This is a genomic window from Collinsella sp. AM40-7AC (genome assembly GCF_003468125.1).
Taxonomy (GTDB): domain Bacteria; phylum Actinomycetota; class Coriobacteriia; order Coriobacteriales; family Coriobacteriaceae; genus Collinsella; species Collinsella aerofaciens_O.
Genome location: NZ_QSGK01000001.1, coordinates 16,713 through 31,586, shown reverse-complemented (window position 1 = coordinate 31,586; position 14,874 = coordinate 16,713). Strand labels below are relative to the sequence as shown.

General features: G+C 61.1%; 12 protein-coding genes. 6 read left to right on the top strand and 6 right to left on the bottom strand.

All coding sequences use genetic code 11. From position 1 onward, the window contains the following. Window positions 1-216 precede the first annotated feature (216 nt). Together DW892_RS00130 and DW892_RS00125 are read right to left on the bottom strand one after the other, a co-directional pair. Window positions 217-612, bottom strand: coding sequence for a GtrA family protein (locus tag DW892_RS00130; RefSeq protein ID WP_006235398.1), 396 nt, complete (start codon window positions 610-612; stop codon window positions 217-219). A 78-nt stretch (window positions 613-690) separates the two neighbouring features. After that, window positions 691-2,607 (bottom strand): fructose-1,6-bisphosphatase, encoded by a 1,917-nt coding sequence (locus DW892_RS00125; RefSeq protein ID WP_117639738.1) that lies wholly within the window; start codon window positions 2,605-2,607, stop codon window positions 691-693. Window positions 2,608-2,925: 318 nt separating this feature from the next. Between DW892_RS00125 and DW892_RS00120 the strand changes: the two genes are divergently transcribed. Then, the gene (locus DW892_RS00120; RefSeq protein WP_117639736.1) at window positions 2,926-3,816 is read left to right on the top strand and encodes a DegV family protein; all 891 of its coding nucleotides are present in this window, start codon (window positions 2,926-2,928) and stop codon (window positions 3,814-3,816) included. Window positions 3,817-3,896: 80 nt separating this feature from the next. Here DW892_RS00120 and DW892_RS00115 read toward each other — a convergent pair whose 3' ends face one another. Beyond that, on the bottom strand, window positions 3,897-4,988 hold the full coding sequence (locus tag DW892_RS00115) for a hypothetical protein (RefSeq protein WP_117639734.1): 1,092 nt from the start codon (window positions 4,986-4,988) through the stop codon (window positions 3,897-3,899). A 190-nt stretch (window positions 4,989-5,178) separates the two neighbouring features. On the opposite strand from DW892_RS00115, the gene DW892_RS10350 reads away from it, so the two are divergent. Then, window positions 5,179-5,349, top strand: a complete 171-nt coding sequence (locus DW892_RS10350) for a hypothetical protein (RefSeq protein ID WP_158549278.1) — start codon at window positions 5,179-5,181, stop codon at window positions 5,347-5,349. A 24-nt stretch (window positions 5,350-5,373) separates the two neighbouring features. Here DW892_RS10350 and DW892_RS00110 read toward each other — a convergent pair whose 3' ends face one another. Both DW892_RS00110 and DW892_RS00105 read right to left on the bottom strand, forming a co-directional pair. Beyond that, complete coding sequence (locus DW892_RS00110) at window positions 5,374-6,477, bottom strand: RsmB/NOP family class I SAM-dependent RNA methyltransferase (protein ID WP_117639732.1); 1,104 nt, start codon at window positions 6,475-6,477, stop codon at window positions 5,374-5,376. A gap of 37 nt (window positions 6,478-6,514) precedes the next feature. Then, window positions 6,515-8,665, bottom strand: a complete 2,151-nt coding sequence (locus tag DW892_RS00105) for a methionine--tRNA ligase (RefSeq protein ID WP_089572112.1) — start codon at window positions 8,663-8,665, stop codon at window positions 6,515-6,517. Window positions 8,666-8,798: 133 nt separating this feature from the next. Here DW892_RS00105 and DW892_RS00100 point away from each other — a divergent pair, with 133 nt between their 5' ends. The 3 genes from DW892_RS00100 (at window position 8,799) to queA (ending at window position 11,293) form a co-directional block, all read left to right on the top strand. After that, window positions 8,799-9,368 (top strand): DUF3267 domain-containing protein, encoded by a 570-nt coding sequence (locus DW892_RS00100; RefSeq protein WP_117564474.1) that lies wholly within the window; start codon window positions 8,799-8,801, stop codon window positions 9,366-9,368. Between the two features lie 67 nt (window positions 9,369-9,435). Next, window positions 9,436-10,011 (top strand): epoxyqueuosine reductase QueH, encoded by a 576-nt coding sequence (locus tag DW892_RS00095; RefSeq protein ID WP_117564473.1) that lies wholly within the window; start codon window positions 9,436-9,438, stop codon window positions 10,009-10,011. A 70-nt stretch (window positions 10,012-10,081) separates the two neighbouring features. Next, entirely contained in the window at window positions 10,082-11,293 is a 1,212-nt protein-coding gene (queA, locus tag DW892_RS00090) for a tRNA preQ1(34) S-adenosylmethionine ribosyltransferase-isomerase QueA (RefSeq protein WP_117639730.1), read from the top strand. Between the two features lie 332 nt (window positions 11,294-11,625). Here the strand turns inward: queA and DW892_RS00085 are convergent, their stop codons facing one another. Beyond that, window positions 11,626-13,389, bottom strand: coding sequence for a hypothetical protein (locus DW892_RS00085; protein ID WP_117639728.1), 1,764 nt, complete (start codon window positions 13,387-13,389; stop codon window positions 11,626-11,628). 294 nt (window positions 13,390-13,683) lie between these two features. On the opposite strand from DW892_RS00085, the gene DW892_RS00080 reads away from it, so the two are divergent. Continuing rightward, window positions 13,684-14,484: an SDR family NAD(P)-dependent oxidoreductase gene (locus DW892_RS00080; RefSeq protein ID WP_006235414.1), complete on the top strand. Its 801-nt coding sequence runs from the start codon at window positions 13,684-13,686 to the stop codon at window positions 14,482-14,484. The last annotated feature ends 390 nt before the right edge of the window (window positions 14,485-14,874 follow it).

Sequence of the window (14,874 nt, the reverse complement as noted above, 5' to 3'; positions counted from 1 at the left end):
AATCACATCCAATGCGTTGATGAATCGAGCAGAGGATACTTTAGAGCTTTTGCAAGGGAAACGTAAGGTCTTTGCCAAGAACTATACGAACTCGCCAAATTTTCAAGAGCTAATCCGCAAACGTTGAAAATTTGCCCGTAAACGAGCAAAGCCCACGAACAACACAGCGCTCGACGCGCGTCATCCGTGGGCATCGTAAAGCTGTAAGGTTGCGAGTTACTTGGTCTCGTCGCCTTCCAGGAAGATCTTTCGGGTCACAAAGTTGTAGACCATGACAAGCGCGGTGGCGCAGATCTTGGCGATATTGGCCTCGAGTCCCAGACCGGCGTTGAGTGTCAACACGATACCGTCGTTGAGTGCCAGGCCGATCACGGACAGCACGACAAAGATAATGAACTCGCGGCGGCGGCTCATGCCTTCCTTGTGTGCAAACACGTACTTCATGCTGGCGAGGTAGTTAAAGATGAGTGAGATGATAAAGCCGCTGGTATTGGCGATCAGGATGTTGAGGCCCAGACCGTAGTGGAGCAGATTCATAATGCCAAAGTCGATGACCGTGGCAATGACACCGACGACGCCAAACTTCATGATCTGCGCAAGGAGCTTTTGCATGGTACCTGCCTTATGGTGGCGCCGGGGCGCCGTGGGGATGACAAACTCAGCAAGTTTAGCCAATCCCCGCGGGTGGGGCTAGACGCGCTCCTCGATAGCACCGTTTCTATATGCATCGAGCAGCTGGCGCAGATCCTGGATCTGGCTGCGAATCTTGGCGCCAGTATCGGTGTCGCTCACCATGCGGCGACGGTCTGCTTGGTCAAAACGGTTGGTCTCGCTTTCGATGTCCACGTTGCGCGTGAGTGCCTCGGCAACCGTCGTAAAGGCCCGGTGCGACTTGAGGCGGCAGCCGCGCGAGCTCGAGATGAGCGTATAGCCGGCGATACCCGTCTTGGGATGGTAAGCGCGGCAGAAGCCGCCATCGATGACCAGCAGTTTGCCCTCGGCGCGGATGGGCTGCTCACCCTTGGTGGTTTTAACGGGCGTGTGGCCGTTGATGATGTGGCCGGTCGGTGAACATGCCATGGGCACGACGCCAAACTCGCGCATGATGTCATCGCAGACCGAGGGCGACTTGGTAAGCGTAAAGTACGGGTCCATCGGCTCGACCCAGGTGCTCTTATCGGCGATATAGGCGCGCTCAAAGGTACGCACCAGGCGTCCGCTGGCGGGTGAGTTAAAGCCAATCCACAGGTACCACATCCAGTCGAGGGCGTCGCGGTCGCCCACGCGCCAGGCGCGGCGGGCGATGTGGTCGCAAAAATCGAGATAATCGCGGCCAGCGTGCCAGGTGCCCAGACAGTTCATGCTGCTAAAGGTGCCGTCTTCGTTGAGCGGTACGCAGCCGTGGAAGAGCAGATTGCCGTTGGCGACCTTGTACATCGAGCCATGGGAAAAGAGGAAATCGATATGGCGATGCAGGTGATCGGCGGTGACAAACTCGGACACGAGCTTGTCGATGATGTGCTGCTCCTGGGGCGTGAGCGTATAGGGGTCCGCCGGGTCGACGGTGGGGAAGTCGTTGGTCGTGAGCGGCCACACACTGCCGTCGGCGAGCGTGACCGTGCCGGTGTCGTGATCGATTTTGTCGAGTAACAGGCGGTCGGTCATATCGAACTCGGGGTGGCGCTGGATAATCTGGCCCTCGAGCTTAAAGAGCAGCACGTTGATGGCCTTGATCAGCGGGGTGATGGGCTCACCGTCGGTGTAGGTGGCATCGGCAAAGGCGACAAGCTCACGCAGCGAGATGCCGTAGTCGTTCTCCAGGATCTCGTAGTTGTCGTAGCGTAGGTTGTTGCGCAGCACCGTGGCGATGCAGGCGGGCTCGCCGGCAGCGGCGCCCATCCACAGCAGGTCGTGGTTGCCCCACTGGATGTCGAGCGAATGGTAGGTGAGCAGGCGGTCCATAATCTTGGCCGCGCCGCCGCCGCGGTCGAAGATGTCGCCCACCAGGTGCAGGTGGTCGACGGCCAGGCGCTTGATGAGCGAGGCAAGCGACTCGATAAAGTCGTCGGCGCTGGCGGTCTCCAGAATGGACTCCACGATGCGCTCGTGATAGCGCACGCGATAGTTGTTCTCGTCCGGATGCGTGTGCAGCAGCTCGTCGATGATGTAGGCGTAATCGCGCGGGATGGCCTTACGCACCTTGGAGCGCGTATAGCGGCTCGAAAGCGAGCGGGCGACCATGATGAGCTGGTCAAGCATCGTCCTGTACCAGGTGGGCGAGTCTTCGCGCCGGCTGCGGACCAGGTCGATCTTCTCGCGCGGGTAGTAGATGAGCGTGCACAGCTCGCCCTTTTCGTCAAAGGAAAGCGTGTCGCCAAAAATCTCGTCGACATGTTCGCGCACGACGCCCGAGCAGTTGTTGAGGATGTGCATAAAGGCTTCGTACTCGCCATGCACGTCGCTCATAAAATGCTCGGTGCCTTTGGGCAGGTTGAGAATGGCCGAGAGATTGATAATCTCGGTAAACGCGGATTGCTCGGTGGGAAATTGTCTCGACAGCAGACGCAGATACTTGAAGTCTTGCGGATTGCGATCGAATGCGACCATGAAACACCTTCCGATGGAGCTGGTAAAACTGATAAACAGCGTCAAACGTTTATCAGTATGCGCCGCTTTTGTTTCGATTGGGGATGGGAGGTCGAATTGTTGGCCGAACGGTTTGGTAAATCGATTTAGTTGAGGTAGATATGGCGGTTGGGTGGAGACGTAGGGTCGCTTTTACAGACGTATGCCTCCGGGATCGATAGAGATGATGACGGTAAAGATGTTCACCACCTTTGGCTCTATTTGGTAAATAGTGGACATTTGTACCGTATTTATGCTTGCTGTGCGATAATTTTTATAACTATACGTAAGGAGCCTCATATGAGTGATTTTGTCCTGACCTGTGAATCCGCCGCCGATCGAACTCGGGAGTTCTTTGAATCGCGCAATATCCCTGTCGTGTGTTTTCATTACGAGATCGACGATGTTGTCTATGCGGACGATCTGTATCAGTCGATTACGCCGGACGAGTTTTTTGCCCAGATATCCGCGGGCGCCATGCCCAAGACGTCTCAGGTGAGCGTGGGTGAGTACGAGGAGTTTTGGGAGCCGCTTGTTGCCGAGGGCAAAGACGTGCTGCACCTGACGTTGTCGTCGGGTATTTCGGGCACGTATGGATCGGCCTGCGTTGCGGCGCAGATGCTCGCGGATCGCTATCCCCAGGGCGGCAAGGTGCGCGTCATCGATTCGCTGGCAGCGTCTTCGGGCTTTGGCCTGCTGGCGGAATGTGCCGCCGACGTGCGCGATAGCGGGGCTTCACTCGACGAGACGGCCGCTTGGATCGAGGAGCATAAGCTCAACCTGCACCACTGGTTCTTCTCGACCGATCTGTCGAGCTACCTGCGCGGCGGTCGCATTTCGGCTGCGAGCGCGATCATCGGCACGGCGCTTAAGATTTGCCCACTTATGACGGTCGATTGCGACGGCAAGCTGTCGCCACGTGAGAAGATTCGCACTAAGAAGCGCGCGATTTCCGAGATGGCTAAGACCATGATGGCACACGTGCAGGACGGTGCGGATTATTCGGGTAAGTGCATCATGTCGCACTCGGCGTGCCGCGAGGATGCCGAAGCAGTTGCGGCGCTGATTGAGGAACAGGTTCCGCAGCTTAAAGGCAAGATTGAGATCAATAACATCGGTACTCTGATTGGCTCGCATACCGGACCTGGTACGGTGGCGCTCTTCTTTATGGGCGACAAGCGCGTGGATTAATTTGCCCCATCACATCGCTGCATGATTGCTCAAACGAAAACGGCCCGCCTCACGTTTGTGGGGCGGGCCAAGATGTTTTGCTAGCGTTTCTTTCCTCGGAAGAAAAAGCCGTGCAGTGAGGGCTTGAGCCCGCGGTTGGCGCGACGCTCCTCGACGCGCTCGTGGATCGAAGCGACGCGCTCGATGACCTCGTCGGGAATCGGCACGTCGGGATTCATGTTCTCGACCTGGCTGACTTCGGCGGCGGCGACCTGGTCGATAATGGGCACATCGTCGCGCGAGATAACGGGCGTGGCGTCTTCCTTCATCTTGCGATAACGCTGCATCATGTCGGTCTGTAGCTGCTGTGCCGAAGGCGGCGTCCAGATGATGGCGTTGGCGCCGGCGGCGATGGTCTCGCGGATGCTCTCGGGCGTCTTGCCGCCCGGCGCGATGAGCGGCAGGTTGGGATAGTGCTCGCGCAGTTCACGCAGGACCTGCGGCGTGTTTTTGCCAGCGGCGATGTTAAGAATCTTGGCGCCGGCGCGCACCTTTGCGTGAGCATCGTCGTCGCAACGTACGACCGTGGCGATGACGGGGATGTCGGCGATGTTGGTGATGTGCTCGACCATCTCGGCGGTGGCGGGGGAGTTGACCACACAGCCCGCCGCGCCCTGCATCTCGGAGACGGCTGCCATCTGAACGGAGCGCTTACCGGTCGTAGTTCCGCCGCCCACGCCTACAAAGACCGGGCACTCGGCGACGGTCAACAGTGCCTGCGTAATGGCCGGCTGCGGCGTGAAGGGGTAAACGGCAAAGACGGCATCGGCGTTGGAGTTGCGGATAACCGCGACATCGGTGGTGTAAATGAGCGACTTGATGCGGCGGCCGAAGAGCGTGAAGCCGCTGGCCTCCTCGATCTCGTCGGGCATGCGAAGGGCAGCCTTGCGCAGACGTCCGTCGATGGGCAGGGGCTCCATAGGGAGCAGGCCGTTGGGCGTGACGGCTACCTGGGGCTCGGTGAACTCGTCTGCGAGCTCGACCTCGGAGAAATCGACCGAGGCGACGATGTCTTCGTGAACCTCGGCGGGCACATCGATGGGAGCTTGGTCGTTTGCCGCGGCAGGCGTGTCGAAGGAGCTGGTGCCGACGAAGGCGTCGACGCGCTCGTTTAGATCGTTGAGGGTATCCATGGAGGCTCGATTCTATGTGATGACGGCCGGCAGGGTACCGGCAGCGTTGTGCTTGCTAAATCGTTTGACGAGTTGATTTTTCCCCGCCGCGTCCTCCGTTAGACCGAAGGGCGGCGAACGTGAAGGAGCTGTGGTGGCGGGGATCGAGGTGCTATCTTGAAAGTCCCGTTTAAAAGAGAGGTGACGCGGTATGGAATTGACAGCAATGTTGGGCTCGATTGGCCTGTGTGTGGGCGCAATCGTTGCCGCCGCGGTCATCTACTTTGTGGTCACGGCCATTAAGGGCAAAAGGGTCGAACGCAAGGAGCGCGCGATGCTTAAACAGCATCGCGACCAGCAGGGCAAACGCGCACAGAGATAGCTTGTTGAGTTTTGGATCCGTGCGCTAGCTGCGTTTTCGGATCAGGGCAATGTAGAAGCCCTCAAAGTCGCGGCTAGGCGGAATGGTCAGCGTGCCGGGCATACCGTTGGCGACGGACGAGACGTGGCTGGCGGCGATGGCCTCGGTGAGGGCGTTGCACTCGATGCGTGGCTCTTCGCCAACTTCCTGAGCACGGCGCGTTTCACTTTCGCTCGGCGTGCCGTCGAGGGGGATAAGCTCGCAATCCATGTGCTTGTCGAGGGCCTCTTGCAGGGCGTCCTCGTTTTCCTGCGGCAAGATCGAACAAGTCGAATAGACGAGCGTGCCGCCCGGTTTAAGGGCTCCCATGGCGCGGTCCAGAAGTGCTCGCTGCGAGCGGGCACACTTGCTCAGCAGCTGCTCGGTCAGGCCGCGCAGGCTTTTCTCGTTGCCGCTGATGACGGTGCCCGTGCCGGTGCAGGGGGCGTCGAGCAGGATGCGGTCAAAGCGGAAGAACTCGTCGAGCTCGCGTGCGTCGATGCGCATGACGGGCACGTTTTTTGCGCCTTGGCGGTGGAGGTTGGCTTCGAGCTTCTCGGCGCGGGGAATGCTCATCTCGCAGGCGGTAAGGTGCGCCTGCCCCTGCGTGAGGGCGGCGATCTGCGTCGTCTTGCCACCGGGGGCTGCGCACATGTCCAGGATGTCCTCGCCTGCCTGTGCGCCCAGGACCAGCGGCGGCATCATGGACGACAGACTTTGCAAGTAGATCTTGCCGTCGCGGTAGATGTCGAGGTCCCACAGGTCGGAAACCTGGGCCTCGGGCAGGATGAAAGCGTCCGGGTACCAGGCGACGGTTTGGTGGGCGATGCCGGCGGCGTCGAGCGCGGCGGCGATGTCCTCGGCGGTCGCCTTGAGCGTGTTGGCGCGCAGCGTGACCGGGCGTGTGACCGCGGCGCCGAAGCCCTTGATCATGAGCTCGGCATCGGCGGGCGCATAGGCGCCGGCGACCGTGTCGACCATAAAGCGCGGCAGATCGGCGGCGGAGTGTTGGGCGGCAAGCTGGTCGGAAAGCTCGGTGGCGGCAAACTGCCTGAGCTTGAGCTCGGCCTTGACCTGCTTTTTCTGCTTACGACGACGCGGCTTGGACATCCGTCTTTCCTTCCCATTCCATTACATGTCGAGTGTTTTAGTACTGGCTCTCGTGCTTGCTGAAGAAGTCGAAGCGCGGGGGTAGCGGCTTCACGCGGTGCTCGCCGGGCTTCTCGCCCAGGCTCTCCACAAACTCATCCGTGGAGGCGAAGATGTTATCCCAGCTAAAGAAGGCGACCGGGTCAACGTCGAAGTACTCGCAGATGAGCTCGCAGCCGGCAGGGACGATGCCGTGCATGAGCACGGTCGCCACGCGCAGCTCGGTAAAGGCGTCGACGAGGGCCTGCGTCATTGCGGCGTTTGCCGGCTCGCCCTCGAGCTTGTTGGCGGCCTTAGAGGCGTCGCTCCAGCGCTTGTTGGCGGCACGCAGGTAGTCGTCGCACACGGCGAGCGCGCGGTGCGTCTCGAACTTGTACATGGCTTGCTCAAAGGCGAGAGCTGCCTGCTCGGCGGCTTCGACCACGGTGTCAGAAGCGGCACCGGCGGGGATGCAGCCGTTGCGGTAGGGGCTCTCGTCGCCCTCCTTGACGGCGACGCCGTAGAAGCAGCTGCGGGCCAGACGGTTGAACACGCCGGTCAAAAGGGCGCTCTCCTTAAGGGCCGGATCGATGACGCGCTTGTCGTCGCAGGCGCGCACCTCGTTGCCGTCCTTGTCCTTGCCAGTCACACGCGTGTCGTATGCCTTGGGGCTAAAGCTCACTGGCTTCTCGGACAGGCCGAGCGACAGCCAGTGAGCGCGCATCTGCTCGCAGGTGTAGTGGTTGAGCAGGTCGTCTGCCGGCGGGGGAGGCGTCTGCGAGGACGAGCTGGCCTTTTTGCCCATGTAGAGCAGGTGGTAGCAGGCGCTGACGGTGCTCTGCGTAAGGTCCCAACCCAGGGCCTCCCACATGGCGGTTTGCGCGATGCAGTAGAAATAGATGTTGTCCTGACCGATGAACTGGTAGATCTGCGCGTCGTCAGAGCACCACCAGTCGCGCCAGTCGAGCGAGCTGTGCTGGTAGGTGGGCGCGGGGACCTGCGTGGAATCGGCGGCGGGCTCGCCCATGAGGGCGGCATCCTGGGCGGCGACGCCCTCGGTCACGCCGGCGGCCTTGGCATCGCGTGCGAGCACGGTGCGAGTGTAGCTGATGGGCGCCCACAGGCTCTCGGGCCAGCACCAGCAGGTGACGTCGGTCACGCCGTCGACCTCGGGCACCGGAACGCCCCAGTCGATGTTGCCGGTGATGCGGAAGGGCACGAGCGCCTTGCCGCTGCGGAAGCGCACGCCGCCGTTGGCGAGCACCGCGTGGGCGTCGTCGCGCTCCTTCCAGCTGGGGAAGGTGACGGTAAAGCTGCTCTTGTTGCCCTCGGGCTCCAGCACGGTGTGCTCGGGGAGCTGGTCCTCGACGGCATCGAAGGCCTCGCGGAACTTGTTCTGGATGTAGAGCTGAGCCGGCAGCAGCCACTCCTCCATGGTCTTGGAGACCACGGAGCGAACCTGCGGGTTCTGGGCGAGCTTGGCGGTATAGGTCTTCATAAAGTCGAGGTAGGCCGGCAGATCAAAGTAGAGATTGTCGACCGGGCGCAGCTCGGGCACCTCGCCGGTGAGCTGGCTCTTGGGCGCGATGAGCTCCTCGGGCTCAAACTGGTGGCCCAGATCGCACTCGTCGGCATAAGCCTTCTCGGACTTGCAGCCCTGGATGGGGCAGCGGCCGATGACCTGGCGGCCGTTGAGGAACGTGCCGGCCTTGGCATCGTAGAACTGCAGCGTGGAGCGCTTGGAGATGGTGCCCTGCTCGTGCAGACGCTCGATAATCTCCGCGGTCACCTCGTTGTGAATCTGCGCAGCCGGCTCAAGGCCCGAGCCGCCGTAGATGTCACAGCTGATGTTGTAGTTGTTGAGGGTCGCGGCCTGGCGGGAGTGATTGGACTCGACATACTCGCCGATGGACTTATCGTAGCCTTCATTCTCCTTGAGCTTGCGGTAGCTCTCCATGATGGGCGAGCCGTAGCAGTCGGTGCCCGAGGTGAAGATGACGTTCTCGCGGCCCAGGCGGTCGCGAAGGAAGCGGGCAAAGAAGTCGGCCGGGACAAAGACGCCGCCGACGTGGCCAAAGTGCAGGCCTTTGTTGCCGTAAGGCTCGCCGGCGGTAACGATGGCGCGGCGCGGCCAGCTGGGACGGTCGTTCATGGAGTATTTGGATGCCATGGGACTCCTTCGCATATAGGTAAGAGCGCGGCCGGGCACGGGGTTCGGCGGCGCGGTGGTCAATTCGTGCATATCGTTCGACATTATCGCACATGCGGGCGGGTGCGTGGCAGGGGCGCTATCCTAAGATGCTATGAATGAGATTTCCAACATACATGCGTTTGAGGACGAGGATTTTCTACACGCTTGCTTCGTGTGGGGGATGGCCGTGATCGCGGTGTTTGCCGTGTGCCTGGTGCCGGTGTTTATGCTGTTGGGCGGGCCTGCGGACTTGGACGCGGCTGAGGCGGGCGGCTGGATGGCTGTCGTGGGCTGGATAGTCGGCTTGGCTGCGGTCTCAATGGCATCGTTTGCCGTGCACGAGCTGGTGCATGCGGTGTTTTTTAAGCTGCTGGCGCCTGCGGGCGCGCAGGTGACCTTTGGGGCGAATCGCGAGACGGCGATGATCTATGCCTGCGCCGAGGGCGTTGTGTATTCGCGCCGGCGGTACATGGCGGTTTGCCTGGCGCCGACGGTTGTTGTGACGACAGCATTTGCCCTGGGGTTTGCGTTCTCGGACTATCCGCTGCTGTGCTACCTGGCGGCTGGTCTGCACTTGTCGGGCTGTGTGGGTGATTGGTATTACGTGCGGACCATTCTGCGCGACCGCCGTATCGTCGCCTGCGAGGATACGTCCTTTGGCGTGCGCTTTTTCGCAAAGTAGTCTTTTTGGGACGGGGCTATTTTAGCTGCCATGATGTCGGTGTGAGTTTTCTGGGACGGGGATGTCGATGAAGTCGTTGTTGCTGCATGCGTGCTGTGCACCATGCTCGCTTGAGCCGGTTCGCCTGCTGCGCGAGGAGGGGTTTGAGCCCACGATTTGCTGGACCAATCCCAATATTCAACCGCGCGATGAATGGCGGCGGCGTCTGGACGAGCTGCGCCGGTGGTGTGCCGATGGCGACATCGAGCTCATCGAGGCGGGGGAGGACCGCGAGCGCTGGGAGGCCGGCGTGGCCCCGCTGGGTGCCGATCGGCCCCGTCGCTGTCGCTCGTGCTATGCCTTGCGCTTGGCCGAGGCATGCCGCGTTGCCCAGGAGCGCAGGTTTGAATATGTGGGTACGACGCTCGCCGTCTCGCCGTATCAGCTGTTCGACACCTGCAATGACGTGCTTGAGCGTTTGGCGGCCGCCCATGGGCTCACCCCGGTGATTCGCGATTTTCGCCCGTATTATCCCGAGGCTACGCGCCGTTCGCGCGAACTGGGCATGTATCGACAGAACTACTGCGGCTGCCGCTTTTCTGCTGTCGAGGCGGCCATGGACCGCGCCCGCATCCGCGACGAGCGCAAAGCCGCCAAAAAGTAGTTCGTTTGGGACGTCAGCCTGCTAGGATGTAGAGCGGACTTTAGCTATATAAGGAGTATCCGACGTGTCTATGCGTACCGATGATTTTGACTACAACCTTCCTGAGGAACTGATTGCCCAGGCTCCTGCCGAGCCGCGCGACTCCTGCCGCCTGCTGGTGGTGGATCGCAAAGGCTCCCAGGCGGGGAAGCCGCTGGAGCACGGCGGTACCGTTGAGCACCGCATCTTCCGCGACATCATCGACTATATCGAGCCGGGCGATGTGCTCGTCATCAACAAGACGCGTGTGATGCCGGCCCGCCTGATCGGTCGCAAAGCCGGCTCGGGTGGCGTGGTCGAGACGCTGCTGCTCAAGCGCCGTGAGGATGTTGACCCGCTGGGCCACGTTTGGGAGTGCCTGGTCAAGCCGGGTAAGCGCCTGAAGCCCGGTGCTCAGATTGAGTATCGCGCCGGTGGCGCCCATGCGCCCGAGGGGGCTCCCGTGGTGCTGACGGCCGAGGTCATCGACTTTGTCACCGATAGCCGCGGAGGCCGTCTGGTGCGCTTTGAGCCGGCCGGCTGCAATGCCGCCGGCGAGCCGCGCACGCTCGACGAGGCCATTCATGCTGCCGGTCACGTGCCGCTGCCGCCCTACATTACCGATTACGAGGGCGATCCCGAGAAGTACCAGACCGTCTACGCCATGAAGGAGGAGCACTCGGCTGCCGCTCCTACGGCGGGTCTGCACTTTACTCCCGAGCTCATGGCCGCTATCGAGGCCAAGGGCGCGAAGTTTGCCGCCGTCGAGCTCGAGGTGGGCATCGATACCTTCCGCTTGGTGGAGGAGGACGACCCTACGCAGCACGTCATGCACACCGAGCGCTACCACGTGTCGCAGGAGGTTGTCGACGCCGTGCATAAGGCGAAGGCCGAGGGTCATCGTGTGATCGCCGTCGGCACCACCGCGGTGCGCTCGCTCGAGAGTGCGTTTGACGCGGACGCGCCGGTGTCCGATCCGGCTGTGACGGCGCGCTATTTTGAAGGCCGCGAGGACGGTGCCGACACGCTCGGCCGCGGCGACATCGTGGCGCGCGAGAACGCCACGACGCAGCTTTACCTCATGCCCGGCTCGACCTATCACGTGGTCGACGCGCTGATCACGAACTTCCACGTGCCGCGCTCCACGCTCATGATGCTCGTAAGCGCGCTTGCCACCCGCGACCAGATCATGGATGCCTACGCCGCTGCTATCGAAGAGCGCTACCGCTTCTTCAGCTTTGGCGACGCGATGCTCATTTTGTAGGTTACGGCGTTTTACAAACGCCGTAACCGGCCGACGCTGCAAACCCCCCTAAGCGGCAATCTGATGTTCAATCGTCGGGCATGACCAGAAGGTCAATGCCCCCCTCTTTCACGTCACCTTGCTCGCTCAGGGGCGTTTTCGCTGACTTTGCCAAAGCATCGGCAGGTACTCATTGGGGACGTACTTAAATGAGTGCCTGCAGAATGAGAGTGGATAATCTCCCGTTTTTGGCCTGCTTGGGGGCTCAAAGTGGGAGATTATCCACTCTCGTCATTGGGCTAGTCGTTGGGGACGTTCTTGTTTGACTAGTCGTTTAAGAACGTCCCCAATGACTACTTGCTTGCGAACAGCCAGACTAGGATGATCGCCAGGATTGCGGCGACGATGCAGACGATGGCGCCGGTGAATTTGATGCGTGAGTCGCGGGTACGTTCGCGCACCGCGTCCTCGGTGGCCTCGAGCTGGGCGACTTCTCGCTCGGTCTCGGCGTGTTCGGCTTTGTCTCGGGCCAAGGATCCTGCAAGCGACTCAGTGATTTCTGGGTGGTCGTGCACCTCGGTCGCCTGTTCGATGATCGACTGTGCATGTGCGGCATCTGCTTGGGCGTTGGCGATGGTCTGCTCCTGCTCGCGGCGTGCCTTGTCCTCCGCGGCGATCTTCTCGCGCAGTTCGCGCTGACGAGTCGCGGCGGCTGTCTTCGCCGTCTGCAGCTCGTCGCGCGCGGCATCGGCTTCGGTCGTCACGGCTTGGTGCGCGCGTTTTGCGTCGGCGATAGGGGCTTGAGCCTGCTCGACGGCCTGCTCGGCTGCGGCAAGCGAGTGCTCAAGGTCGGCGGTGATGCGCGGGACATCTTCTTCGGCTTTACGCAGGGCATCTGCCGTGTCGGAAATCTGCATCGAGAGCTCGCTGGTGCGCACCGTATAGTTGGCGGGATTTGCCGAGGGATTGCGTTGCAGCTCGGCATACTCATGGCGCAGCGTCTCGAGCTGGGCGCGCGTGGCGTCGACGGTTTGTTGTGCGGCCGCAATGCCGGCGTCTCGCTCGGCCTTCACCTTGTCGCGGATGCGCTTGGAATCCTCAAGACGTCGAACGAGGCGGTTGCCGGTCTCGCGAGAGCTCGCCTCGCGGACCTCCACGGCGTCGAGCGCGGCCTTCAGGCGGAGCTCAGTCGCGTCATCCTCTGTCTTCATTTGTTCGAGCTGACCCTTGAGCTCTGTCGCTTTGGAGGCGTGGGCATCACGATCAATCTCGGCGGCCGCTGCAGTCTTTTGGGCCGTGGCAATCGCCTGGCGCTGGTCGGCGACGATCTGGTCGTAGCGGCCTGCGATATCCTGGCGCGTCTCGAGTTCCTCGGCCTGATCGGCAATGCGCTGCTCAAGTTCGGCCAGGTGGGCGCGGGCATCGGCAAGTGCCTTTTTCGCGGCGTTCATCTCGCGCATGGCCGAGGCACCCTGGGCGATAAAGGTGCCCACGGCGTTCGCAGTGTTCGAGACAGCGGTCCCCAGATCGCGGCTCGCGGCGGAGGAGTGCGGGGCGGTCGGGCGAGCGGTGTCGGCAGCGTCCGCATCGGCAGTCTGCGGCACGGCGATATTGCCGGTACCGCCTTCGATCACAGAAAAGCCTGCTGCGTGCGGGTCGACCGCATCGGTGCCAATCGTGGGATGCTCGAGCTGCAGAAACGAGGGCATGGTGCTGCCCTGGTCGGCAACCGGAGTCTCGCCGGGTACGAAGGTCGAGGCTGCCTCGGCGGCCTCCTCTTCCTCGGCGTCAACGTCAGCGTCGGCCACGGCGTCTTTCATCGCTTTGACGGCATCCATCATGGAGTCCATGACGGCGTCGAGCTCTTCTTCCGAAGAAACCTCGATAGGGCCCGCAGCTTGCGGAGCAGCATCCTGTACGGGGCGGTCGTCCTGAGCGGGCGCATCGTCGTTTTGCTCGTCTGCATCTTCGGCGCCAGGGGTTTCCGCCGTAGCGCTTTCGTCCAAGAATGGGCCGTCGAGGTCAATATCATCGCAGGTCACAGCGTCGGCATCTGCAGTGACGTCTGCGGAATCATCAATATGCTGTTGAGTCTGGGGGTCCAGCTCGTCTGTCATAGGCATGTGCTCCTCATCGTTGTTTGTCACCCTATGATAAAGTCTCGCGCCGACATCCCGCGCGCTGCAGCAAAGTTTCAAAACGTGTTCGATGGCTCGCGTCGATAGCAAAAACTCGGCCACTTTATCCAGTTTGTACTTGACATTCCCTTCGCCGAAAGACGTTGCGCCGTTCGCCTGCCATGGGCTTTATTTTTCACTTGAACCCGCTAAAGTTGCATTTCAGCTTTTGGCGCGTGAAGTTGGATGCGCGCAGTCGACGGGCAGGCCCGTCGCGATTTGAAAGGACTTTATATGGGACTTTTCACTGGTAAGACCGTGATCGTCACCGGCGGCGGCAAGGCCACGCTCAAGGACGGCTCCGCTGGCTCCATCGGCTACGGTATCGATATCGCTTTTGCCAAGGAGGGCGCAAACCTCGTCATTACCGGCCGCAACGTTGCCAAGCTCGAGGCTGCCAAGGAATCCCTCGAGGCCGAGTACGGCGTCAAGGTTCTGCCTGTTCAGGCCGATGTCTCGGCTGGTCAGGACAACGAGGCCGTCGTCCAGAACGTCATCGACAAGGCCATTGAGGAGTTCGGCCGCATCGACGCCGTCGTCAACAATGCTCAGGCCAGCGCTTCGGGCGTGACGATCGCCGATCACACCATGGACCAGTTCAACCTCGCCATTTACTCCGGTCTGTATGCCACCTACCTGTACATGCAGAAGGCCTACCCGCACCTGAAGGAGACCAAGGGCTCCGTGGTCAACTTTGCTTCGGGCGCCGGCCTGTTTGGCAACTATGGTCAGTGCAGCTATGCCGCCGCCAAGGAGGGCATCCGTGGTCTGACTCGCGTTGCCGCCAACGAGTGGGGCAAGGACGGCATCAACGTCAATATCGTTTGCCCGCTTGCTTGGACCGCCGCGCTCGAGAACTTCCAGGATGCCTATCCCGAGGCGTTCAAGGCCAACGTCCACATGCCGCCGGCGGGTCACTACGGCGACGTCGAGAAGGAAATCGGCCGCGTCGTCGTTCAGCTCTGCGGTCCCGACTTTAAGTATATGAACGGCGAGACCGTCACCCTCGAGGGTGGCATGGGCCAGCGTCCGTAGGGTTACGCGGTTTTACCAAACCGCGTAACGGGTCGACGCTGCGCGGTCACCAGGGCGACAACTTGTCATTCAAAGAGGGCGGCATGACCAGAAGGTCAATGCCGCCCTCTTTTCATGCCAATTTGTTCGCCCTGGTGACCGCTCGCTGACGTTGCCAAAATATCGGCGTTGCCGTGGCTGGTAAATAGCTCCACTCATCGGGGACGTACTTAAATGAGTGCCCGCAGAATGAAAGTGGATAATCTCCCGTTTTTGGGCTGTGCTTTGGGCAAAAGTGGGAGATTATCCACGCTCATCCGGTAAGCGTCCAAAAATCCACGCTCATTTGCCGTGTCCCTGCCGTATCCTCCTCGCACCAGTTTCTGTCGAGTCGGTGCTTCTTGCGGGTTG